The sequence below is a fragment of the Pseudomonas sp. CF161 genome (genome assembly GCF_000416215.1).
In the GTDB taxonomy this organism is placed as follows: domain Bacteria; phylum Pseudomonadota; class Gammaproteobacteria; order Pseudomonadales; family Pseudomonadaceae; genus Aquipseudomonas.
Window position 1 is genome coordinate 77,417 of record NZ_ATLP01000039.1, and the last position, 21,531, is coordinate 98,947.

The 21,531-nt window shown below is 62.6% G+C and carries 23 protein-coding genes; 6 read left to right on the forward strand and 17 right to left on the reverse strand.

The features are described 5' to 3' along the window. Positions 1 to 2: 2 nt before the first annotated feature. From CF161_RS06985 to CF161_RS06995, 3 genes are all read right to left on the reverse strand, one after another. The gene (locus CF161_RS06985) at positions 3 to 974 is read right to left on the reverse strand and encodes a thymidylate synthase (RefSeq protein ID WP_020295862.1); all 972 of its coding nucleotides are present in this window, start codon (positions 972 to 974) and stop codon (positions 3 to 5) included. 48 nt (positions 975 to 1,022) lie between these two features. Beyond that, a complete protein-coding gene (gene lgt / locus CF161_RS06990; RefSeq protein ID WP_020295863.1) occupies positions 1,023 to 1,835 on the reverse strand; it encodes a prolipoprotein diacylglyceryl transferase in 813 nt (270 codons plus the stop codon). An 83-nt stretch (positions 1,836 to 1,918) separates the two neighbouring features. Beyond that, a complete protein-coding gene (locus CF161_RS06995; RefSeq protein WP_020295864.1) occupies positions 1,919 to 2,701 on the reverse strand; it encodes a sulfite exporter TauE/SafE family protein in 783 nt (260 codons plus the stop codon). 123 nt (positions 2,702 to 2,824) lie between these two features. Here CF161_RS06995 and CF161_RS07000 point away from each other — a divergent pair, with 123 nt between their 5' ends. Beyond that, a complete protein-coding gene (locus tag CF161_RS07000) occupies positions 2,825 to 3,571 on the forward strand; it encodes an NRDE family protein (RefSeq protein WP_020295865.1) in 747 nt (248 codons plus the stop codon). A 60-nt stretch (positions 3,572 to 3,631) separates the two neighbouring features. Here the strand turns inward: CF161_RS07000 and ptsP are convergent, their stop codons facing one another. Then, the gene (ptsP, locus tag CF161_RS07005; protein WP_020295866.1) at positions 3,632 to 5,911 is read right to left on the reverse strand and encodes a phosphoenolpyruvate--protein phosphotransferase; all 2,280 of its coding nucleotides are present in this window, start codon (positions 5,909 to 5,911) and stop codon (positions 3,632 to 3,634) included. A gap of 22 nt (positions 5,912 to 5,933) precedes the next feature. Further along, on the reverse strand, positions 5,934 to 6,413 hold the full coding sequence (locus tag CF161_RS07010) for an RNA pyrophosphohydrolase (RefSeq protein ID WP_007927344.1): 480 nt from the start codon (positions 6,411 to 6,413) through the stop codon (positions 5,934 to 5,936). 144 nt (positions 6,414 to 6,557) lie between these two features. Between CF161_RS07010 and CF161_RS07015 the strand changes: the two genes are divergently transcribed. Continuing rightward, the gene (locus tag CF161_RS07015; protein ID WP_020295867.1) at positions 6,558 to 7,214 is read left to right on the forward strand and encodes an HAD family phosphatase; all 657 of its coding nucleotides are present in this window, start codon (positions 6,558 to 6,560) and stop codon (positions 7,212 to 7,214) included. A gap of 55 nt (positions 7,215 to 7,269) precedes the next feature. Here the strand turns inward: CF161_RS07015 and CF161_RS07020 are convergent, their stop codons facing one another. Genes CF161_RS07020 through ilvA form a run of 4 tightly spaced genes read right to left on the reverse strand, consistent with a single transcriptional unit; the run spans position 7,270 to position 10,993 of the window. Continuing rightward, the gene (locus CF161_RS07020) at positions 7,270 to 7,737 is read right to left on the reverse strand and encodes a DUF2269 domain-containing protein (protein WP_020295868.1); all 468 of its coding nucleotides are present in this window, start codon (positions 7,735 to 7,737) and stop codon (positions 7,270 to 7,272) included. Further along, positions 7,734 to 8,990, reverse strand: a complete 1,257-nt coding sequence (locus CF161_RS07025) for an SDR family oxidoreductase (protein ID WP_020295869.1) — start codon at positions 8,988 to 8,990, stop codon at positions 7,734 to 7,736. The genes CF161_RS07020 and CF161_RS07025 overlap by 4 nt, the downstream gene beginning before the upstream one ends. Positions 8,991 to 9,016: 26 nt before the next feature. Next, a complete protein-coding gene (locus CF161_RS07030; protein ID WP_020295870.1) occupies positions 9,017 to 9,439 on the reverse strand; it encodes a DUF2269 family protein in 423 nt (140 codons plus the stop codon). A 39-nt stretch (positions 9,440 to 9,478) separates the two neighbouring features. Continuing rightward, on the reverse strand, positions 9,479 to 10,993 hold the full coding sequence (gene ilvA, locus CF161_RS07035; protein ID WP_020295871.1) for a threonine ammonia-lyase, biosynthetic: 1,515 nt from the start codon (positions 10,991 to 10,993) through the stop codon (positions 9,479 to 9,481). 136 nt (positions 10,994 to 11,129) lie between these two features. On the opposite strand from ilvA, the gene rpiA reads away from it, so the two are divergent. Continuing rightward, on the forward strand, positions 11,130 to 11,801 hold the full coding sequence (gene rpiA / locus CF161_RS07040) for a ribose-5-phosphate isomerase RpiA (RefSeq protein WP_020295872.1): 672 nt from the start codon (positions 11,130 to 11,132) through the stop codon (positions 11,799 to 11,801). A 58-nt stretch (positions 11,802 to 11,859) separates the two neighbouring features. Here rpiA and CF161_RS07045 read toward each other — a convergent pair whose 3' ends face one another. From CF161_RS07045 to CF161_RS07060, 4 genes are all read right to left on the reverse strand, one after another. Beyond that, positions 11,860 to 12,774 (reverse strand): SdiA-regulated domain-containing protein, encoded by a 915-nt coding sequence (locus tag CF161_RS07045; protein ID WP_043228814.1) that lies wholly within the window; start codon positions 12,772 to 12,774, stop codon positions 11,860 to 11,862. A gap of 117 nt (positions 12,775 to 12,891) precedes the next feature. Next, positions 12,892 to 13,818, reverse strand: a complete 927-nt coding sequence (locus CF161_RS07050) for an SdiA-regulated domain-containing protein (RefSeq protein WP_020295874.1) — start codon at positions 13,816 to 13,818, stop codon at positions 12,892 to 12,894. Positions 13,819 to 13,996: 178 nt separating this feature from the next. After that, positions 13,997 to 14,662, reverse strand: a complete 666-nt coding sequence (locus CF161_RS07055; RefSeq protein WP_020295875.1) for a fumarylacetoacetate hydrolase family protein — start codon at positions 14,660 to 14,662, stop codon at positions 13,997 to 13,999. 40 nt (positions 14,663 to 14,702) lie between these two features. Continuing rightward, positions 14,703 to 16,097, reverse strand: a complete 1,395-nt coding sequence (locus tag CF161_RS07060; protein WP_020295876.1) for an FAD-binding oxidoreductase — start codon at positions 16,095 to 16,097, stop codon at positions 14,703 to 14,705. A 204-nt stretch (positions 16,098 to 16,301) separates the two neighbouring features. On the opposite strand from CF161_RS07060, the gene serA reads away from it, so the two are divergent. Next, a complete protein-coding gene (gene serA, locus CF161_RS07065; protein ID WP_020295877.1) occupies positions 16,302 to 17,531 on the forward strand; it encodes a phosphoglycerate dehydrogenase in 1,230 nt (409 codons plus the stop codon). A gap of 60 nt (positions 17,532 to 17,591) precedes the next feature. Here serA and CF161_RS32780 read toward each other — a convergent pair whose 3' ends face one another. Next, positions 17,592 to 17,819, reverse strand: coding sequence for a hypothetical protein (locus CF161_RS32780; protein WP_156882665.1), 228 nt, complete (start codon positions 17,817 to 17,819; stop codon positions 17,592 to 17,594). Positions 17,820 to 17,907: 88 nt separating this feature from the next. Continuing rightward, positions 17,908 to 18,345, reverse strand: coding sequence for a DUF4399 domain-containing protein (locus tag CF161_RS07075; RefSeq protein ID WP_020295879.1), 438 nt, complete (start codon positions 18,343 to 18,345; stop codon positions 17,908 to 17,910). Between the two features lie 132 nt (positions 18,346 to 18,477). On the opposite strand from CF161_RS07075, the gene CF161_RS07080 reads away from it, so the two are divergent. Beyond that, a complete protein-coding gene (locus CF161_RS07080; RefSeq protein WP_020295880.1) occupies positions 18,478 to 19,251 on the forward strand; it encodes a transporter substrate-binding domain-containing protein in 774 nt (257 codons plus the stop codon). Positions 19,252 to 19,352: 101 nt separating this feature from the next. On the opposite strand, the gene CF161_RS07085 is transcribed toward CF161_RS07080, so the two are convergent. Then, on the reverse strand, positions 19,353 to 19,841 hold the full coding sequence (locus CF161_RS07085) for a DUF523 domain-containing protein (RefSeq protein WP_020295881.1): 489 nt from the start codon (positions 19,839 to 19,841) through the stop codon (positions 19,353 to 19,355). Positions 19,842 to 19,843: 2 nt separating this feature from the next. Beyond that, the gene (locus CF161_RS07090; RefSeq protein WP_020295882.1) at positions 19,844 to 20,476 is read right to left on the reverse strand and encodes a 2OG-Fe(II) oxygenase; all 633 of its coding nucleotides are present in this window, start codon (positions 20,474 to 20,476) and stop codon (positions 19,844 to 19,846) included. Between the two features lie 159 nt (positions 20,477 to 20,635). Between CF161_RS07090 and CF161_RS07095 the strand changes: the two genes are divergently transcribed. Next, entirely contained in the window at positions 20,636 to 21,388 is a 753-nt protein-coding gene (locus CF161_RS07095) for a DUF2059 domain-containing protein (RefSeq protein ID WP_020295883.1), read from the forward strand. Positions 21,389 to 21,531 lie beyond the last annotated feature (143 nt).

Genomic DNA, 21,531 nt, shown 5'->3' on the forward strand with positions numbered 1-21,531 from the left:
GCCTAGACCGCCATCGGCGCGGTCATGGGTGCATGGTGCTGGTAGCCGTCGAGGGAGAAGTCGCTCGGCTCGATCAGCTCCAGCCACTCCGGCTGGTAGACACCGGTCTTGGCGAACTCCGGCACCCGATCACTGATCACCAGCTTAGGCATCGGGAACGGCTCGCGCTTGAGCTGTTCGTTGAGCATGTCCAGGTGGTTTTCGTAAACGTGGGCGTCACCGATGAAATAGGTGAACCAGCGCGGGGTGTAGCCGGTGAGGCGCCCGATCAGGCTCAGCAAGGCGGCGCCTTCGGTGAGGTTGAACGGCGTGCCCAGGCCCAGGTCATTGGAGCGGATATAGAGGGTCAGGGAAATTTCCCGGGTCTCGACATTGGGGTGGAACTGATACAGCAGGTGGCATGGCGGCAAGGCCATTTCATCGAGCTGGGCGCAGTTCCAGCCGTGGAACAGGATCCGCCGGCTGCCCGGGTCCTTGATGATGGTGTCGACGCACTGGCGGATCTGGTCGATGGCCTTGTACAGCACCACATAGGCCTGACCGTTTTCCTCACCTTCGGCGATCTGCCGATAACCCTGGGCCAGGGTCTGCTCGATGGCGGCCGGGTTGCTCAGGGCAATCTGCTTGTACGCCGGCCATTTGCGCCATTGCACGCCGTAAATTTCACCCAGGTCGTCTTCGCCCTGGCGGAACGGGTTGGCCAGCCACTGCGCGTTTTCGTTGGCGTTCTGGTCCCAGACCTTGCAGCCCAGGGCACGGAACTGGGCGGCGTTGTTCACCCCACGCAGAAAACCGCACATCTCGCCGATGGCCGACTTGAAGGCCATCTTGCGGGTGGTGATGGCCGGAAAGCCTTCCTTGAGGTCATAACGCAGCATGGCACCGGGAAAACTGATGGTGTTCACGCCGGTGCGGTTGGCCTGCTTGGTGCCGTTGTTGATGACATGGGCGACCAGATCGAGATATTGCTTCATGAATTACCTGCATCCTTGAACCCGGGGCCAGGGCCCCGGTATTCGAATTTAAAGCGCGGCGCTCGTGTTCGCCGGAGCGCGGTGATAAGCCAGCCAGATCAGGAACAAGCCACCAATGATCATCGGCAGGCACAGGACCTGGCCCATGGTCAGCCAGTTCCACGCCAGGTAGCCGAGCTGGGCATCCGGCACCCGGACGAACTCGACGATAAACCGGAAAATCCCGTAGAACAGGGCAAACATGCCGGAGACCGCCATGGTCGGCCGCGGCTTGCGCGAGAACAGCCACAGGATCACAAACAGTGCCACGCCTTCCAGGGCGAACTGGTACAGCTGCGACGGATGCCGCGGCAACTGCGAAGGATCGCTGAACGGCGGGAAAATCATCGCCCAGGGCAGGTCGGTCGGCTTGCCCCACAACTCGGCGTTGATGAAGTTGCCGATCCGCCCGGCGCCCAGGCCGATCGGCACCATCGGCGCGACGAAATCCATCAGTTCGAAGAACGACTTGTTGTTGCGCTTGCCGAACCACAAGGCCGCCAGCATCACCCCGATAAAGCCGCCATGGAACGACATGCCACCCTTCCACACCTCGAAGATCAGGGTCGGGTTGGCCAGGTACGCGTTCAGGTCGTAGAACAGCACATACCCCAGACGCCCCCCGACAATGACCCCCATCGACATCCAGAACACCATGTCGGAGAGCTTCTCCTTGTTCCAGGTCGGGTCGAAACGGTTCAGCCGACGCGATGCCAGCAGCCAGGCACCGCCGATGCCGATCAGGTACATCAGCCCGTACCAGTGGATTTTCAGCGGACCGATGGCCAGGGCCACCGGATCGATCTGCGGGTAAGGCAGCATTGCGACTCCTCGTAAGAGTAGAAAACTCAAGATTGCGGGCGTGACAGTGGCACGCCGGGATTAAGCCAGGATTGCGGCCCCTTTCAGAGCAGGAAACTCAGCCCTACGCCAAACAGCAGCGCGGCAAACAGACGCTTGAGCAGGCGCGGCGACAGGCTGTGGGCCAGGCGCGCGCCAAAGCGGGCGAATACCATGCTGGTCAGCGCAATGCCCAGCAGCGCCGGCAAATACACAAAACCCAGACTATGGGCCGGCAGCAACGGATCATGCCAGCCCAGAATCATGAAACTTAAAGCGCTGGCCAGTGCGATCGGCAGGCCGCAGGCCGATGACGTCGCCACCGCTTGCTGCATGGGCACGCTGCGCCAGGTCAGGAACGGCACGGTGAGCGAACCGCCACCGATGCCGAAAATCGCCGAAGCCCAGCCAATCACGCTACCGGCCAGGGTCAGACCCACTTTGCCGGGAACCGTTCGGCTGGCCTTGGGCTTGAGTTCAAGGACCATCTGCAGGGCGATCACCAGGGCGAATACACCAATGATCTTTTGCAGGTGGGGACCGGAAATCGCCTCCGCCGTCAGCGCACCAAAGCCGGCGCCGATCAGAATCCCGACGGTCATCCAGACAAAGATCGGCCAGCGCACCGCGCCCCTGCGCTGATGCTCGCGAATCGCATTGACCGAAGTGAAGATGATGGTGGCCAGCGAGGTGCCCACTGCCAGGTGGGTCAACACCAGCGGGTCGAAGCCCTGCGCCTTGAAACTGAACACCAGCACCGGAACGATGATGATCCCGCCACCCACGCCAAACAGCCCGGCCAGCACGCCCGCACAGGCGCCCAACAGCAGATAGAGCAGAAATTCCATGGGTGCACCCCAAAATAAGACCGGCATGGTACCGGATGCACGGCCCTCGGCTCCACTGGATGGCGATGGATACCCGCTTCATCTGTGCGTAGAGTGGGCAAAAACCCAAAAGGGATAAGCCCGATGTGCTTGATCGTTTTCGCTTGGCGGCCGGGCCATGCCCAACCGCTGATCGTCGCGGCCAACCGCGACGAATTCTATGCCCGCCCCAGCCTGCCCCTCGCCCAGTGGCCTGAAACCCCGGAGATTTACGCCGGACGCGACCTGGAAGCCGGGGGCACCTGGCTGGGGGTCGGCGCCGATGGCCGCTTCGCCGCACTGACCAATATTCGCGACCCTCATCAACCGCCAGCGCGCCGCTCCCGGGGCGAACTGGTGGCACGCTTTCTCGCCGGCAAAATCCCGCTGGATGACTATTTGACCGACGTTGTCGGCAGATCGGTGGAATATGCCGGCTTTAACCTGCTGGTCGGTACCGCCGAAGCGCTGTGGCATTACAACGCCAACGACCTGCAACCCCAACGCTTGGGCAGTGGCGTGTATGGCTTGTCCAACGCCGGCCTGGATACGCCCTGGCCGAAACTGCTCAAGGCCCGCGCCGCCCTCGGCGAACTGCTGGACGATCCGCAGCCCCAGGCGCTGCTGGCCTTGCTCAGTGACCCGCAGACCGCGCCCTTTGCCGACTTGCCGGACACCGGCGTCGGCCTGGCCACCGAAAGCCTGCTGTCCAGCGTGTTTATCGCCAGCCCCAGCTACGGCACCCGCGCCAGCACCGCGCTGATCGTCCACGCCGACGGCACCCGGCACTTGGTGGAACGCAGTTTCGGGCCCTACGGCGGGCATTTGGGAGAGGTCGAGCTGAAGGTTTAGAACGCCCAGGCCGGATGCTGCTGGGCAGGATCCGGCCTGGGGGGAGCAGAACCGCGCGGCTTAGAGTGTCTTGGCCGAAGCCGGATTGATCATCCGCGCCAGGCCGAGCTTTTTCAGCGCCAGTTGCAGCGAGCTGTGGATAACTTGCGGGTTGTCGATGGTCATCAGCTCGGCCAACAGTTCCTTGGCCTTGGTCAGGTTGATCTGACGCAGCATCCACTTCACTTTCGGCAGGTTGGTGGCGTTCATCGACAGGCTGTCGAAGCCCATCGCCATCAGCAGCACCGCCGCCGCCGGATCACCGGCCATCTCACCGCAGATACTCACCGGCTTGCCTTCGGCGTGGGCGTCGCGCACTACGTTTTGCAGGGCTTGCAGCACCGCCGGGTGCAGGTAGTCGTAGAGATCGGCGACCCGCGGGTTGTTACGGTCCACCGCCAGCAGGTATTGGGTCAGGTCGTTGGAGCCGACCGACAGGAAGTCCACCTGGCGCGCCAGCTCCTTGGTCTGGTAGACCGCAGCCGGAATTTCGATCATGACCCCGATCGGCGGCATCGGCACATCGGTGCCTTCGTCACGCACTTCGCCCCAGGCACGGTGGATCAGGTGCAGGGCTTCTTCCAGTTCGTGGGTGCCGGAGATCATCGGCAGCAGGATGCGCAGGTTGTTCAGGCCTTCGCTGGCCTTGAGCATGGCCCGGGTCTGGACCAGGAAGATTTCCGGGTGGTCGAGGGTGACGCGAATGCCGCGCCAGCCGAGGAAGGGGTTGTCTTCCTTGATCGGGAAATAAGACAGTGACTTGTCGCCGCCGATGTCCAGGCTGCGCATCGTCACCGGCTGCGGATGGAAGGCCGCCAGTTGCTCGCGATAAATCGCCAGCTGCTCCTTTTCACTCGGGAAACGCTGATTGATCATGAACGGCACTTCGGTGCGGTACAGGCCCACACCTTCGGCGCCGCGCTTCTGTGCCCGCGCCACATCGGCCAGCAGGCCGGTGTTGACCCACAGCGGCATGCGGTGGCCATCCAGGGTCACGCACGGCAGGTCGCGCAGCGCATCCAGGCCCTGGGCCAGTTGCCGTTCTTCTTCGACCACCTCGGCGAACTGCTTGCGCAGCACATCGCTGGGGTTGGTATAGACCTCGCCGTGGTAGCCATCGACGATCATCTGGATGCCGTCGACCTTGGAGTAAGGCAGGTCGACCAGGCCCATGACCGTCGGAATCCCCATGGCTCGCGCCAGGATCGCAACGTGGGAGTTGCCCGACCCCAATACCGACACCAGGCCGACCAGCTTGCCTTCCGGCACCTCGCCGAGCATGGCCGGCGTCAGTTCTTCGCTGATCAGGATGGTGTTGTCGGGGTAGACCAGGGTTTGCTGGCGCTCTTCCTGCAGATAGGCCAGCAGTCGGCGGCCCAGGTCCTTGACGTCGGACGCCCGCTCGCGCAGGTAGGCGTCGTCCATCAGCTCAAAGCGGTTGACGTGGTCGGTGACCACCTGACGCAGTGCGCCCTGGGCCCACTGACCAGTCTTGATAATGGTGGTGACTTCGCTGCCCAGTGAGGCATCGTCGAGCATCATCAGGTAGACGTCGAACAGGGCGCGCTCTTCCGGGCGCAGCTGAGTCGCGAGTTTTGCCGACAGCGCGCGCATATCGGCACGCACGCCTTCAATGGCGGTCTTGAACAGCCCGAGCTCGGCATCGATATCGCTAATGGTTTTATCCGGCACCACGTCCAGGTCGGCCGGCGGCAGCATGACCACCGCCGTACCCACTGCGGCACCCGGCGAACCCGGGACCCCGACGAACTTGGCTTCCTGGATCCCCTTGCCCTGGCGCCCCAGGCCGCGGATCGAACCGGTGGCTTCGGCGTGGGCGATAACCCCCGCCAGCTGCGCGCTCATGGTCACCAGGAAGGCTTCTTCGCCCTCGTCGAACTGGCGACGCTCCTTTTGCTGGATAACCAGCACGCCCACGACACGGCGGTGGTGGATGATCGGTGCGCCGAGGAAAGAGGCGTAACGCTCCTCACCGGTTTCGGCGAAGTAGCGATAGCGTGGGTGATCGGCGGCATTTTCGAGGTTGAGCGGTTCTTCGCGCGTGCCGACCAGGCCGACCAGACCTTCATTGGGTGCCATGCTGACCTTGCCGATCGAGCGCTTGTTCAAGCCCTCGGTGGCCATCAGGACAAAACGGTTGGTCTCGGGGTCCAGCAGATAGACCGAGCAGACCTGACTGCCCATGGCCTCTTTGACGCGCAATACAATAATCCCTAACGCCGCCTTGAGATCCTTGGCGGAGTTAACTTCCTGGACGATCTTGCGCAGCGTATTGAGCATGGCTCGGGGTCGAACTCCGTCGTCAGTCGCGCGCTAATAGGCGCGGGGCAAGCTCTTTGAGAGCGCGGCGATAAACCTCGCGCTTGAATGTCACCACCTGGCCCAACGGATACCAATAACTGACCCAGCGCCAGCCATCGAACTCCGGTTTACCGGTCAAATCCATCCGCACCCGCTGCTCGTTGGAGATCAGGCGCAGGAGAAACCATTTCTGTTTCTGGCCGATGCACAGCGGTTGGCTGTGTGTCCTGACCAGACGTTGCGGCAAACGATAGCGCAACCAGCCCCGGGTGCAGGCGAGAATTTGCACATCTTCGCGCTCCAGGCCCACTTCTTCGTTCAACTCGCGGTACAAGGCGTCTTCCGGGGTCTCCTCGGGGTTGATCCCCCCTTGAGGAAACTGCCAGGCATCTTGATTGATACGGCGAGCCCATAGCACCTGGCCGGCATCATTCGTCAGAATAATCCCGACATTGGGGCGAAAACCATCGGGGTCGATCACGGCAACAACCTCGCAAACGCATGTCGCCGCATTGTTCCACAAAGGTTGTTAAAGCAGCAACGAGGCGGCTTACCTTATGTGCACTCTTGTGAAAAGACCGTATTCTGGACGCCTTTTTCAGCCTTCTGTGAGCGAGTAACTGCAATGCGCCTGGCTTTATTCGACTTGGACAACACGCTTCTGGGCGGTGACAGCGATCACGCCTGGGGCGATTACCTGTGCGAAAGAGGCTTCCTCGACGCCGTCACCTACAAGGCCCGCAACGACGAGTTCTACCAGGATTACCTGGCGGGCAAGCTCGATAACGCCGCCTACCTGAACTTCTGCCTGGAAATTCTCGGCCGCACCGAGATGAGCGTGCTCGATCAATGGCACCGCGACTATATGCGCGACTGCATCGAGCCGATCCTGCTGCCCAAGGCCATGGCGCTGCTGGCCAAGCACCGCGAGGCCGGCGACAAACTGGTGATCATCACCGCCACCAACCGTTTCGTCACCGCGCCGATCGCCGAACGCCTGGGCGTGGAACACCTGATCGCCACCGAATGCGAGATGGTCGACGGCCGCTACAGCGGGCGCAGCATCGATGTACCCTGCTTCCGTGAGGGCAAAGTGACACGCCTGAACCGCTGGCTGGAAGAAACCGGCCACAACCTCGACGACAGCTACTTCTACAGCGACTCGATGAACGACCTGCCGCTGCTGGAACAAGTGGCGAACCCGGTGGCGGTCGACCCCGACCCGAACCTGCTGGCCGAAGCCCAGAAACGTGGCTGGCCGGTGCTCAGCCTGCGCGGCTGATGCCGCTGCCCGGTCCGCTTGAGCCCGCGGACCCGGCCCCAGGCCAAGCCAGCCATTACGCTGGCTTGGCCACCATCAAATAGAAAATCCCCATGAACGCCAGGAACGCCGGCCAGCCCAGGGCAAACCACCAGCGCATGTAGGTGGCGGCCTTGAGCGGCATCGGCGTGCCGTCGCGCAACGCCTGCTCGGCCATGCGGTGGACGCGGATCTGCAACCAGACCACCGGCAACCAGCAAATACCCGCCAGCACATACAAACCCAGGCTCCACATCAACCAGCTCTGCCCGATCGACCAACCCGCCAGGTGAATCAGCCCCAGGCCGCTCAGCGGCTGGAACACCGCCGTGGTCGCGGTAAACGCCCAGTCGGCGAACACCAGGTGCTTGAAGGTCACGGCGATCACTTCGACCTTGCCGCTGCGCCAGGCACGCAGGGCGTAATAGGCCGAGCCGGCGCCCAGCCCGAATAGGATGGTCGAAGACAGGATGTGCAGGGTTTTAAGCAGCAGGTAAACACTCATCGACGCGGTTCGGTCCACAGAAGCCAAAGGGTCGCCACCATCAGCACCAGGTTCTTGGCGACGGCGGCATAAGGGTCAAACCAGTAGTGCGGCAGCACCAGGCTGATAAACAGGGTGTAACCCAGCATCAACAGCAGCTGCACCTGCAGGGTTGGTCGCCGCCAGCGCTTGAGCAGCAAACCGACGCCCAACAGCGCATCGCACAGCGAGCCGCCGACCACCGCCAGCATGGCCATAACCCCGTGAACCCCGGCCTCGCCCATGATCCGCAGCCCCCAGTCGTAACCGGGGCCGATGCACACGGCGGCCGTGCCCAGCCAAATCAACACCATCACCGCCAGCATCAGCGGGCGCAGGGCCAACTGGCTGCTCTGGCTGGCCGTCGGCCAGTCGTGCAAACGCGTCGCCAGCGGTGCCGCACGGTAGCCGCAGACCGACTCCAGCACCTGCGGATCGGCCAGGTTGTCGCGCTGCGCCATGCGCAGGCTTTGCCGATTCAGGGCCCGCCAGCCCAGGCGCTCCCCCAGCCAGACGCCCACCGCCAGCAGCCCGGACGGCACTTTGATGTAGCGCCCCGGCGCCCAGCCCTGGGCCGCGCGCAACTGGTCCAGCACCTGGGCCAGGGTCAGGCATTGCGGGCCCACCAGCGGCAAGACCATGGCCTGCGCCGGCCATTGGCGCAGCAGCGCCAGGACCGCGCCACTCAGGTCGTCCACATGCAATGGCTGCAACTGCGCCTTCAGGTCGAGCAGGGCAATCAGCGGCCAGGGCGAGAGCTGGGCCAGCCAGCCACTGCTGGCGCCGCCCTGCCCCAGCACCAGCGAGGGGCGCAGCACCACGGCGTCGATGCCCAGTTGCAGCAGATACTCATCCGCCGCGCCCTTGCTGGCGAGAAAGGCCACGTCCGATTGCGCCGCCGCGCCCAGGGCCGAAATCTGCAATACGCGCACGCCTTGTTGCGCCGCCAGATCAAATAGCGCGCGGGCGCCCCGATCCTGGGTCAACGCCAGCGCCGTGGTGTCGGTCGTCAGCAGCCCGGCGGCGTTGATCAGCAGGTCGACCTGCTCGGGAAAGGCAAAATAACTCGGGTCCCGGGCCAGCAGGTCGAGGTCCAGGCAGCGCCACTCAACCCCGGGCAGCCCGGGCGCCTGGGGCTGGCGACTGGTAGCGATCAATTGATGGCCAGCGGCGTGCAGCGCCGTCAGCAGATGGCGGCCGATAAACCCCGTGGCCCCCACCAGAAGGATTTTCATCTGATTCCCCAGCGCGGCTTACCGGCTCAGACCGGCTTGGCGCCCATCAACCCGGCGATGGCAAAAAAACACACAAAGCTGAAAATCGCCAGCGCCAGGGTGAATTTCAGGCCGCTGGCCGCCTTGGCCAGCCGCAAGCGGTTGAGCCGCACCAGCAACCACAACCAGGCCAGCGCGCCCAGGGTGTAGAGCACGCTGGAGGCGAGGATCCAGGTCTGGCCCAGCGGCCAGCCCACCAGGTGCACCATCCACCAGCCGCTGAAGGGCAGGCTCAGGACGCCCAGCGCCATCAGCAGCCAGCCGAACAGCCCCGGCCGACGCAGCACACGGCTGTAAAAGGTGGCGTCACCCCGGTTGCGCCAGACCCAGACCGCCAGGCCCAAGGCGCTGCCCAGCAGCAGCACCGTGGCCAGCACATGCAGCAGCTTCAGCGTGGTCAAATTTTCCATGTCATCTACTCCTTAGGCCGTGCCCATCAGCGTAGCCGTTCAGCCCAGGAACAGCTGATACGCCGGGTTGTCGCTTTCATCCCAGTACGGGTAGCCGATTTGCGCCAGTGCCGCGGGCACCAGGTGACGCTCGGCAGCCGGGACTTGCAGGCCGGCAACCACTCGGCCATCGGCCGCGCCGTGGTTGCGGTAGTGGAACATCGAAATGTTCCAGCGCCCGCCCAGCTTGTGCAGGAAGTTGAACAAGGCTCCCGGGCGCTCCGGAAACTCGAAGCGAAACACCACTTCGTCACTGACCTTTTCCGCATGGCCACCGACCATGTAGCGGATATGCAGCTTGGCCAGCTCGTTGTCGGTCAGGTCGATGACCGGGAAGCCCTGCTCGGTCAGGCTGGCGATCAAAGCGCTGCGCGGGTCGTTTTCCGGGTGAGTCTGCACCCCGACGAAAATGTGCGCTTCGCTGCCAGTGTTGTAGCGGTAGTTGAATTCGGTGATCTGGCGCTTGCCGATGGCTTCGCAGAACGCCTTGAAGCTGCCCGGCTTCTCGGGAATGGTCACGGCGATGATGGCTTCACGGCCCTCGCCCAGCTCGGCGCGCTCGGCCACGTGGCGCAGGCGGTCGAAGTTGACGTTGGCGCCGGAGTCGATGGCCACCAGGGTCTGGCCGGTGATGCCGCGCTGCTCGACGTACTTCTTGATCCCGGCCACGCCCAGGGCGCCGGCAGGTTCGGTGATCGAGCGGGTATCGTCGTAGATATCCTTGATTGCCGCACAGATCTCATCGGTGCTGACGGTAATGACTTCGTCGACGTAGTCTTTGCAGATATCGAAGGTGTGCTGGCCGATCTGCGCCACCGCCACGCCGTCGGCAAAGATGCCCACGGTCGGCAGTACCACCCGCTCACCGGCGGCCATGGCCGCTTGCAGGCAGTTGGAGTCGTCCGGCTCGACGCCGATGATCTTGATTTCCGGGCGCAGGTACTTCACGTACGCCGCGATGCCGGCGATCAGGCCGCCGCCGCCCACCGGGACAAAGATCGCATCCAGGCGCCCGGGGTGCTGGCGCAGGATTTCCATCGCCACCGTGCCCTGCCCGGCAATGGTGTGCGGATCATCATAAGGGTGGATGTAGACGTAGCCTTTTTCGTCGACCAGCTTCAGCGAGTAGGCCAGGGCTTCCGGGAAGGAGTCACCGTGCAGCACCACCTTGCCACCGCGCGAACGCACACCTTCGACCTTGATCTCCGGGGTGGTCTTGGGCATCACGATGGTCGCCTTGACCCCCAGGACCTTGGCCGCCAGGGCCAGGCCCTGGGCGTGGTTACCCGCAGATGCCGTGACCACGCCCCGCGCGCGCTCTGCCTCGCTGAGCTGGGTGAGCTTGTTGTAGGCGCCGCGAATCTTGAACGAGAACACCGGCTGCAAGTCTTCACGCTTGAGCCAGACCTGATTGCCCAGCCGCTCGGAAAGCTGGCGGGCGGTCTGCAGGGGGGTTTCTACGGCAACGTCGTAAACGCGCGAGGTGAGGATCTTTTTGACGTACTGTTCAAGCATCGGAAAGCATCACTGAGCGGGTTGGGCAGGGCCAGGGAGTCTAACCCAGCGTTTGGGCGGGCGACCACACGAAAACAGAGGTTTTGTTGGGTTATACTCGCGCCCCTCTTTACTCCCCGCCCGCTCCGGAGCCCGCATGACCCAGGATCAACTCAAACAGGCAGTGGCCCAGGCCGCCGTCGATTTAATCCTTCCGAAACTCGATGACAAAAGCATCGTCGGGGTCGGCACCGGCTCCACCGCCAACTGCTTTATCGACGCCCTGGCCCAGCACAAGGGCGCCTTCGACGGCGCGGTCGCCAGCTCCGAAGCCACTGCCGCGCGCCTCAAGGGCCACGGGATTCCGGTGTATGAGCTCAACACCGTCAGCGACCTGGAGTTCTACATCGACGGCGCCGACGAAAGCGACGCGCACCTGAACCTGATCAAGGGCGGTGGCGCGGCCCTGACCCGCGAGAAGATCGTGGCCGCCGTGGCCAAGACCTTCATCTGCATCGCCGACGCCAGCAAGCTGGTCTCGGTGCTGGGCGCCTTCCCGCTACCGGTGGAAGTGATCCCCATGGCCCGCAGCCACGTGGCCCGCGAGCTGGTCAAGCTCGGCGGCGACCCGGTGTACCGCGAGGGCGTGCTGACCGATAACGGCAACATCATCCTCGACGTGTTCAACATGCAGATCACCAACCCGGTGGAGCTGGAGCGCCAGATCAACGCCATCGTCGGCGTGGTCACCAACGGCCTGTTCGCCGCGCGCCCGGCCGACGTACTGCTGCTGGGCACCAGCGAAGGCGTGAAAACCCTCAAGGCCTGATCCCGCAGTCGCCTGCCGACGCTGAGCCTTGAATGGGGCCAGCGGCGGCAGGCTCGCCTTACAACGCGGGCTTCTTGAACACGTAGAACAGGTTCGGCTCGCTGACCAGGTACAGGCTGCCATCGTCATCCATGGCGATTCCTTCTGCCTGCGGCACCGTCGCCCGCAAGCCCTGCTGGCCCTTGGTCAGGGACAGGGTGCTCAGCGGTCGCCCGTCGACATCCAGCTCCAGCACCAGCCGCGACTCATCCGACAGCGCCAGCAAATGCCCGGTGCGTTCGTCGTACTGCAGGCTGGACAGGTCGCGCACAAACATCCCGGCATCGCGCTTGGGGTTGTTGACCACGTGCACGGCGTAGGACTTTTCCGGGTTGTAGTGAGGAAAGCCCTGCACCTCATAGATCAACATCGGGTCACGTTCCTTGGCGACGAACAGGCGCTTGCCCACCGAGTCGTACGCCAACCCTTCAAACCCCTTGTTACTGCTCATGTGCACCCCGAGGGTCATTTGCTCGGCATCGGCCGCATCGAGAAACCGCGTGTCGTCCTCAAGGTGGATCTTGATCAGGCGCTGCCGGCGCTCGTCCGTCAGCACGTAAGTGTCGGCGCTGATGAACTCCACCGCCTCCGGATCGCCAAAGCCGACCAGGGCCACCCGGCGCAGGATCTGCCCCTCGAGCGACAGCTCGATCAGTTCGGCATTCTTGTTGGTGACGGTAAACAGGCTCTTGCGCACCGGGTCGTAGGTCAGTGCCGACACGTCGGCGTCCAGGCCCGGGATCTGTTGCGCCTCGATCTCCACCCGGTAATCGCCCAGGCCGATGGAACGGGCATCAGCCGGTTGCCACAGACCTTGCACATTGAACCAGGCGCGCTCGAACAATCGGTACTGCTGGGCGGCGACGCCGACCAGCAACAGAGCGACCAGGCACAACATCAGGGAAAGGGCTTTGGGGCGGGCAAGTCGACGCATTCAGGCAAGCTCGGGATCAGGACGGACGGATGAAATATCACGCCTGACTGAATTTAAACTTAATTGCCCGGGGTGTCTGGCCCGCCTTGCGATCAGCGCAGGACGCAGCGGTGTGACTCAGCGCTTCTCGAAACGGTAAAAAAGGTCGGGCTCGCTGACCATGTACAACACACCGGCGTCGTCCATGGCCACGCCCTCGGCGCGGGGAATGGTGCTCTTCAACCCGTTGAAACCGCCCAGCAGGGTCATGAAGCTGACCTGCTCACCGGCTTCATCCAACTCCAGCAACAAATGGGAATCGGCGGACAGCACCAGGGTGTGACCGGTGCGCGGGTCGATGCCCAGGGCCGAAAGATTGCGCAGGTCCAGCTCGTCACTGGCCAGCTTCTGCTTGTCACCCTTGAGCACCTGGCTGCCGTCGCTGCTCCAGGTGAACAACGCCGGCGGCCGCTCCTCGCCCAGCAGCAACTGCTGTTTGCGCGGGTTCCAGGCGATGGCTTCAAAGGCTTTGTTCTGGTCTTTCGAAGGGCCCAGGTCGTATTGGGGGAAGTCGGCGATGTTCAGTTCGCGGGTGCTGGCGTCGACCTTGACGATGGTCAGCAGGTGCTGGCGTTCGTCGACGATGGCCAGCAGCCCGTTTTCCAACGCCGCCACGCCTTCCGGATTGCCCCAGCCCACCAGCGGCATCTTGCGCAGCACATCGCCCTGCAGGCTCAACTCCACCAGGAACGGGTTCTTCCCCATCACCGAAAACAGGGTCTTGGTCTGCGGGTTATAGGTCAGGTCGGAGGCCTCGTCCTTCTCCATTCCCGGCAGCACCTTGGCATCGATCACCGCACGGTAGTCGGGCAGCCACACGCTTTCCTGGCGCGCCACCGGTGTTTCAAACCCCTCCTGGACCCACAACCAGCCACGATCATCCCAATGCATGGCGTACGCCAGGCCATAGACGATCACGCCTACCAGCAGCAACCAGGAATACCAGCGCATGACGAAACGCGAGCGGCGAGCGGTTTTGAGTTTGGGAAGGGGATGCACGGCCATCAATGACATTCCAGAAGATCAGCCATTTGTAATAGCACACGGAATAAGGGGCCATGCGCTTTGGACGGGTATTTATCCAAAAAAAATGTGAAAAAAATGCCAAACACCCAGGGCGAGTGCTTGCAGGCTGGCGCGATCCGATCAGGATCGGCCAGCCCGGACGATCGGCAGCGAAGGCTCAGCGAACGCTGCTGCTGAAGGCGCTGGCGCCTGGAAGCTCCAGGACCAACTCGTCACCGACATTCAGCGGACCGACGCCCACCGGCGTGCCAGTCAGGATCACATCACCGGCCTGCAGCGAGAAGCATCCAGCCATGTGCTGGATCATCGGCACGATGGGGTTGAGCATCGCGCTGCTGTTGCCGTCCTGGCGAACTTCGCCGTTGATGGTCAGGCGGATGCCGATATCGGTCAGGTCGGCGAAGGTGCTGCTGACCACGAACGGTGCCAGGACCGCCGCGCCGTCGAACGACTTGGCGATTTCCCAGGGCAGGCCCTTGGCCTTGAGCTCGGACTGCTTGTCACGCAGGGTCAGGTCCAGGGCCGGGGCGAAACCGGAAATCGCATCCAGCACTTCTTCGCGGCTGGGCTTGGTCGACAGCGGCTTGCCGATCAATACAGCGATTTCCGCCTCGTAGTGCACCGAACCACGCTCGGTCGGAATGCTGAACCCGCCTTCCAGCGCCACCACACAACTGCCCGGCTTGATAAACAGCAGCGGCTCGGTGGGCACCGGGTTGTCCAGTTCCTTGGCGTGCTCGGCGTAGTTGCGTCCGATACACACCACTTTGCCTACCGGGAAGTGGATTTTCGTACCGTCGACATATTGGTGCTGATAGCTCATTACCGACTCCTGCTCGTTGGATTCTTCAGGGACTGCGGCTTCAAACAGCGAAAATCTTGCCCGGGTTCATGATCCCGTTCGGGTCGAACACGGCCTTTACGGCTTTCATGTACTCGATCTCGACCGCAGAGCGGCTGTAGGTCAGGTAATCGCGCTTGGTCATGCCCACGCCGTGTTCGGCGGAAATCGAACCGTTGTACTTCTCGACGGTTTCGAACACCCACTTGTTGACCGTGGCGCACTTGGCGAAAAACTCGTCCTTGCTCAAGTTGTCCGGCTTGAGGATGTTCAAGTGCAGGTTGCCGTCGCCGATATGGCCAAACCAGACGATTTCGAAGTCCGGGTAGTGTTCGCCGACGATCGCGTCGACTTCCTTCAGGAAAGCCGGCACTTTCGACACGGTGACCGAAATGTCGTTTTTGTACGGGGTCCAGTGGGAGATGGTCTCGGAGATGTACTCGCGCAGCTTCCACAGGTTGTGCAGTTGGGTTTCGCTCTGGCTCATCACGCCATCCAGGACCCAGCCCTGCTCCACGCAGTGCTCGAAGGTTTCCAGGGCGTGGTTGGCCACTTCTTCAGTGGTCGCTTCGAATTCCAGCAGGGCGTAGAACGGGCAGTCGGATTCGAACGGCGCCGGTACATCACCCCGGGCCATGACCTTGGCCAGGGCCTTGTCGGAGAAGAATTCGAAGGCGGTCAGGTCGAGCTTGCTCTGGAAGGCGTGCAGCACCGGCATGATCGAGTCGAAATCGGCGGTGCCCAGCACCATCGCGGTGAGGTTCTTCGGCGCGCGATCCAGGCGCATGGTGGCCTCGACCACAAAACCCAGGGTGCCTTCAGCGCCGATGAACAGCTGGCGCAGGTCGTAGCCGGTGGCGTTCTTGATCAGGTCCTTGTTCAGCTCCAGCAGGTCGCCCTTGCCGGTGACGACTTTCATGCCGGCGACCCAGTTACGGGTCATGCCGTAGCGAATAACCTTGATCCCGCCGGCATTGGTGCCGATATTGCCGCCAATCTGACTGGAACCGGCAGAGGCGAAGTCCACGGGGTAGTACAGGCCCTTGTCGCTGGCCAGGTTCTGCAACTGCTCGGTGACCACGCCGGGCTGGCAGACTGCCGTACGGTCGGTGAGGTTCACGTCGAGGATCTGGTTCATGTAGTCGAAGGACACCACCACTTCACCATTGGCCGCCACCGCAGCGGCGGAAAGCCCGGTGCGGCCGCCCGACGGCACCAGTGCGATCGTGTGCTGATTGGCCCAGCGCACGATGGCCTGGACCTGCTCGGTGGTCTTGGGAAACACAATGGCCGTGGGGGCCGGAGCGAAATGCTTGGTCCAATCCTTGCCATAAGCATTCAGGGAGTCGGCATCGGTCAGCACCTTGCCAGGCTCAACCAGGGTCTTCAGCTCATCAATCAGGGCAGGATTGGTCATCGACAGAACTCTCGAACAATTCATGGTCATCCTGAGAACGCTTCACGTCGCAGGAATGAGTGTTTAGCGGGGTGCGTATGCTAGCATACCGCCCCCGCAGGGTAGTGCCCAAAGGCGCTCTGCGGTGACGGCTTTCCTGCCGTCCGGGTCAGCTATCGCTGTCCGATTCCCTGCCATTTTTCTCCGGGACACAGGTTTACGCAGATGAGCAAGACTTCTCTCGATAAGAGCAAGATCAAGTTCCTTCTTCTCGAAGGCGTCCACCAATCCGCTGTCGACGTCCTCAAGGCCGCCGGCTACACCAGCATCGAGTACCTCACGGGCTCCTTGCCGGAAGCCCAGCTGAAGGAAAAGATCGCTGACGCTCACTTCATCGGCATCCGTTCCCGCACGCAACTGACTGAAGAGATCTTCGACCACGCGAAGAAACTGGTCGCGGTCGGCTGCTTCTGCATCGGCACCAACCAGGTTGACCTCAACGCCGCTCGCGAGCGCGGGATTGCGGTGTTCAACGCGCCGTACTCCAACACCCGTTCGGTTGCCGAGCTGGTCTTGGCCGAGGCGATCCTGCTGCTGCGCGGCATCCCGGAGAAGAACGCTTCCTGCCACCGTGGTGGCTGGATCAAAAGCGCCGCCAACTCGTTCGAGATCCGTGGCAAGAAGCTGGGCATCGTCGGCTACGGCTCGATCGGTACGCAGTTGTCGGTCCTGGCCGAAGGCCTGGGCATGCAGGTGTTCTTCTACGACACCGTGACCAAGCTGCCGCTGGGTAACGCGACCCAGGTTGGCAAGCTGCACGACCTGCTGGCCATGTCCGACATCGTGACCCTGCACGTTCCGGAAACCGCTGCGACCCAGTGGATGATCGGCGAGAAGGAAATCCGCGCCATCAAGAAGGGCGGGATCCTGATCAACGCCGCACGCGGCACCGTGGTCGAACTGGACCACCTGGCTGCCGCGATCAAGGACAAGCACCTGATCGGCGCCGCCATCGACGTATTCCCGGTGGAGCCGCGCTCCAACGACGAAGAGTTCGAAAGCCCGCTGCGTGGCCTGGACAACGTGATCCTGACCCCGCACATCGGTGGTTCCACTGCTGAAGCCCAGGCCAACATCGGCCTGGAAGTGGCAGAGAAACTGGTCAAGTACAGCGACAACGGTACGTCGGTGTCCTCGGTCAACTTCCCGGAGGTGGCCCTGCCGGCTCACCCGGGCAAGCACCGCCTGCTGCACATTCACGAGAACATCCCGGGTGTGATGAGCGAGATCAACAAGGTCTTCGCCGAAAACGGCATCAACATCTCCGGTCAGTTCCTGCAGACCAACGAGAAAGTCGGTTACGTGGTCATCGACGTCGACGCCGAGTACTCGGACCTGGCGCAAGAGAAGCTGCAACACATCAACGGCACCATCCGTTGCCGCGTGTTGTTCTAAGCGTTCTACGCCAGACCAAAAAGGAGCCCTTCGGGGCTCCTTTTTTATGGGGCCTGTTTTTTATGGGGCCTGTTTCGGCGACTTGTCCCTGGGCCAGAACACCACGGCCAGGTTGGCGAACAGGCTCAGGAAGAACAGCGGCATGACCAGATACATGGGCGCCGAAAACACCTCGGGCGCCGTTCCGAACATAATCGCGCCGACGATGATCGATACGAGCGACAGGACCGCAGACAGCGCACACCACCAGAACAGTCTGGAGCCGATCCTTGCAAGCTTTCTACGCATCCCTGCCCTCTTCAACCGGTTCACAAAAAAGGAAGGCACATTGGCCTTCCCCGTTTCAATTGTCATTACCCAAGGCTGGGAATAACGATTATTTCACCGTCACTGTGATCTTCTTCGACACGATCACTGGCTTGAACGGTACGTGGTTCTTGTCCGCCAACTCCAGTTGCAGGGTGTGCTTGCCCGGCGCCAGGGTGACTTCGGTTTCAGTCTGGGCCTTGCCGAAATGCAGGTGGTTGGCGTCCATCGGGATCGGCAGGTTTTCCGCCGGCAGTTGGTCGACATCGATCAACAGGTGATGGTGGCCGGTGTTCGGGGTCTGGTCGCCAGCAGGTGCCAGGGCCATGCCTTCGACACCGAACTTGACCTTGAAGGTCTTGTCCACGGTTGCCCCGTCTTCAGGGGACACTATGCTCACCTGGGCACCGGCAGGCGCTGGCGTACGAGGAATTTCCGCAGCACCGGCGAACATCGAGGCACCCAGCAACAGACTGGCCAGTGCGGTACGAGAGATGAAGCTTTTCATTATTTTCTCCAGTTTTTCGGCAAAATCTTTACGTTTGTGACAACTTCAGAGCGATTTGTTGTCGAAGGCACTCAACACCATAGCAAAGCGTGCCTGAACGGCGAACCGCACCTATAAATTCAAGGAGAGACCATGCGCTTTCTGCCTGGCCTGATACTTTTGCTACCCCTTGTGAGCACTTACGCTCAAGCCGAACTGATTGATGACATCAATGATCGTGGGGAGCTGCGCATTGCCCTCGAGGCCAACAGCCCGCCCTTCAACTTCAAGGACGACGGCAAACTCAGCGGGTTCGAGGTTGAACTGGGCCAACTGCTGGCCGGCGAACTCGATGTACGCGCCGACTTCGTGGTCACCGATGCTGCCGACTTGCTGCCAGGCGTCGAAAGCGGCAAATACGACGTGGCCATCAACCACATAGCAGTGACCCCGGAACTCAAGGATCGTTTCGATTTCAGCGAGCCCTACAGCTACTCCAGCGCACAACTGATCGTGCGCCAGGAAGAACAGCGCCCGCTGGGTACGCTGCAGGCCCTGCAAGGCCAGGCGTTGGGCGTGGCCCAGGGCAGCCAGTTCGTGGACCAGGCGCGGAACGTCGAAGGCATCAACCTGCGCAGTTACCCGGATGCGCAACAGCCTCTCAAGGACGTGGCGGACAAGCAGATCGACGCCGCCATCAGCGATCGCCTGCTGATCCCCTATGCCATTCGCGACAGCCGCCTGCCCGTCAAGGAAGGCGCCAAGGTCGGCCCCACCCTGAGCCTGGCGATTCCGTTTCAGAAAGGTAACCCGGCCTTTCAGGCCAGCCTGGATGGCGCCCTGCAGCGCATCAAGAGTGACGGGCGCCTGATGGCGCTGTCGGAGAAATGGTTCGGCATGGATGCGAGCAAGCCGCCGAAGCCTTGAGCCTGTAGCCGTTCAAAGCGGTGGGTGTCAGGGGTATTTGCAGTGTTGCAGAGGGCCAGCGCAGCCTCGCCCGCTCGGCAGCGGCTTCGGGGGGTGCCGCCTTATTGCGCAAGGCTGGCCAGGGCGGCGGCGGCTTCGGGCAACTGCAACTCGCTGAAGACCTGCACCCCGTGGCGTGCCAACAACGCGGCGGTGACGCCCGCACCCTGGACCTTGATCCCACCGAACGAACCATCGTAGGTCAGCACATTGCCGCAGGACGGGCTGTGGGCCTTGAGCACCGCGATGCGAATGCCATGGCGCTGCACCAACGCCAGGGCCTGCCGGGCGCCGTCCAGGAACTCGCCACTGACGTCTTCACCGTCGCTGGTCAGCACCTGGGCACGACCATCGAGCACCTCGCTGCCCTGCCCGCCCGGAATCTCGGCCGCCGCTCGCGGTGTCGGCAAGCCGCCGGCCACTTCCGGGCACAAGGCAACCACCCGCCCCTCGGCCTGCCAATGGGCCAATTGATCGAATGGCCCGCTGGCTCCCCCGTCGTAACGTACGCGGTGGCCCAACAGGCAGCGGCTTACCAGAATCTTGTGCATGATCAGAACGGCTCGTTACCGCGCCGCCGGAACCAGCCGGTCAACGACAGGCGATCGCGGGTCGCGGGCATGACTTCATGAGGCACCTCGCCGGATAGAAACACCACCAGCCGGCCTCCCGTAGGGACCACATCGTATTCGACGTCGCCCTTCAGATACATCCGCAGCTGACCGCCGTACTCAGGCAGCCACCCCGGGTTGAGGTAGATCACCGCCGACACCATGCGCCGATCATCGTCGCGAAAACGGTCGAGGTGCTTGAGGTAGAACGCCCCGGGCGGGTAGAGGGCGAAATGGCTTTCGAAATCCTCCAGGCCCAGGTACAGGCCGCGATTGAGCGCCACGCGCAGGCTGTCCATCAGCCCCAGGTAGGTGTCGCAAGCCTCGGCCTGGCCGGGTTCGAGCCACTGGATATGATCCCCCCGGATCCCCTCGCGGATCTCCTGGAATGGCCCGCGCCCTACCGCCGCCGGAGCCAGTTCACCTTCGGCTGCACGTTTACGGCACTCAGCCGCCAACTCCAGGGTCAGAGCCTCTGGCAGAAAGATATTCTGCTGCGACCAGCCACAGGCGGCCAAGTCGTCGACGATACGTAACAACAATGGGTGATCAGAGGGTATTTGCATGGCGCGCATAGTATCCAGCCTCAGATGAATCCGACAGAGCCGTGTAGCGGAGGACCGCGCAAAATTTCAATGCATCGGTATCGGACACTTTGCACCCTGATCCTGATACGAATTCTCGACAACCATCGCCTCGCCCCGGAGAATAGTGGGCTGCTGACAGGAGTCCTTATGCGCCGTTTGCTTTTTTCACTGTTGATGTTCTGCGTTTTGCCCGCGTGGGCAGACAGCCTCGACCAGTTGTACAAGGTCGCCGGTTGGCCAGAACAACGCGCGCATTTCAACGATGCCCTCACCGCGGCTCAGCAACGCTACCAGAACAGCCTGCCACCGGCGGTCTACCAGGCGTTGGTGAACAACAGCAACCAACGCTTCGCCCCCCAGGCGATGGATCGGCGCGCCCAGGCGCAGCTGAGGCAGAACCTCGCCGACCCGCAGCCGGCCCTGGCGTTTTTCCAGTCGCCCCTGGGACGCAAGATCACCGCCGCCGAACTACTGGCGACGCGTCGCGACCAATTGGCCAAGAATGCCCAGGGCCTGCCGAAGATGCAGGCCAGTGACAATCGTCAATTGATCATCGGCCACCTGGCCCAGGCCCTGCCTGCCCGCGAGGCCGGTGCCGAAGTCAGCCTGGCAATTGCCGGGGTGGCGGCCGACAGCCTGAGCCAGATGATTCCCGGGCTGCTGGGCGGTGGTCAGGCCCAGGGCATGCTCAACGGCCAGCGCCAGCGGCTGATGGAGCAGATCGGCGCCGATTTGAACAACACCTTGCTGTACGTCTATCGCGACCTGTCGGATACCGAACTGGAAGAGTTCGCGACCTTCGCCGAATCCACCGAAGGCAAGGCCTACTACCAGGCTGCCCTCGCCGCCATCCGCGCCGGCCTGGCCGTCGGCCAAAGCAGCTCCAGCCTCGCCCCGTAGCTCTGTCGCCGCTGCGCCGAAATACATCCGTTACCCGTGCATCGCTTCACAGGGCCAGCCGCAGCTGCCGACAGGCTGCGCTGGCCCGCACAGACGCCGCCAATCCCCCTGAAACCGTCACCCTCCAAGGGAGCGGCCCCCAG

Bases quoted from the DNA above. Each gene is read 5' to 3' on its own strand.
- CF161_RS07095 (WP_020295883.1), top strand. From the start codon at position 20,636: ATGCGCCGTTTGCTTTTTTCACTGTTGATGTTCTGCGTTTTGCCCGCG.
- ptsP (WP_020295866.1), bottom strand. From the start codon at position 5,911: ATGCTCAATACGCTGCGCAAGATCGTCCAGGAAGTTAACTCCGCCAAG.
- CF161_RS07000 (WP_020295865.1), top strand. From the start codon at position 2,825: ATGTGCTTGATCGTTTTCGCTTGGCGGCCGGGCCATGCCCAACCGCTG.
- CF161_RS07080 (WP_020295880.1), top strand. From the start codon at position 18,478: ATGCGCTTTCTGCCTGGCCTGATACTTTTGCTACCCCTTGTGAGCACT.
- CF161_RS07045 (WP_043228814.1), bottom strand. From the start codon at position 12,774: ATGCGTCGACTTGCCCGCCCCAAAGCCCTTTCCCTGATGTTGTGCCTG.
- CF161_RS06995 (WP_020295864.1), bottom strand. From the start codon at position 2,701: ATGGAATTTCTGCTCTATCTGCTGTTGGGCGCCTGTGCGGGCGTGCTG.
- lgt (WP_020295863.1), bottom strand. From the start codon at position 1,835: ATGCTGCCTTACCCGCAGATCGATCCGGTGGCCCTGGCCATCGGTCCG.
- CF161_RS07050 (WP_020295874.1), bottom strand. From the start codon at position 13,818: ATGGCCGTGCATCCCCTTCCCAAACTCAAAACCGCTCGCCGCTCGCGT.
- CF161_RS07055 (WP_020295875.1), bottom strand. From the start codon at position 14,662: ATGAGCTATCAGCACCAATATGTCGACGGTACGAAAATCCACTTCCCG.
- CF161_RS07025 (WP_020295869.1), bottom strand. From the start codon at position 8,990: ATGAAAATCCTTCTGGTGGGGGCCACGGGGTTTATCGGCCGCCATCTG.
- CF161_RS07085 (WP_020295881.1), bottom strand. From the start codon at position 19,841: ATGCACAAGATTCTGGTAAGCCGCTGCCTGTTGGGCCACCGCGTACGT.
- CF161_RS32780 (WP_156882665.1), bottom strand. From the start codon at position 17,819: ATGCGTAGAAAGCTTGCAAGGATCGGCTCCAGACTGTTCTGGTGGTGT.
- CF161_RS07060 (WP_020295876.1), bottom strand. From the start codon at position 16,097: ATGACCAATCCTGCCCTGATTGATGAGCTGAAGACCCTGGTTGAGCCT.
- serA (WP_020295877.1), top strand. From the start codon at position 16,302: ATGAGCAAGACTTCTCTCGATAAGAGCAAGATCAAGTTCCTTCTTCTC.
- rpiA (WP_020295872.1), top strand. From the start codon at position 11,130: ATGACCCAGGATCAACTCAAACAGGCAGTGGCCCAGGCCGCCGTCGAT.
- CF161_RS07090 (WP_020295882.1), bottom strand. From the start codon at position 20,476: ATGCGCGCCATGCAAATACCCTCTGATCACCCATTGTTGTTACGTATC.
- CF161_RS07020 (WP_020295868.1), bottom strand. From the start codon at position 7,737: ATGAGTGTTTACCTGCTGCTTAAAACCCTGCACATCCTGTCTTCGACC.
- CF161_RS07075 (WP_020295879.1), bottom strand. From the start codon at position 18,345: ATGAAAAGCTTCATCTCTCGTACCGCACTGGCCAGTCTGTTGCTGGGT.
- CF161_RS07030 (WP_020295870.1), bottom strand. From the start codon at position 9,439: ATGGAAAATTTGACCACGCTGAAGCTGCTGCATGTGCTGGCCACGGTG.
- ilvA (WP_020295871.1), bottom strand. From the start codon at position 10,993: ATGCTTGAACAGTACGTCAAAAAGATCCTCACCTCGCGCGTTTACGAC.
- CF161_RS07015 (WP_020295867.1), top strand. From the start codon at position 6,558: ATGCGCCTGGCTTTATTCGACTTGGACAACACGCTTCTGGGCGGTGAC.
- CF161_RS06985 (WP_020295862.1), bottom strand. From the start codon at position 974: ATGAAGCAATATCTCGATCTGGTCGCCCATGTCATCAACAACGGCACC.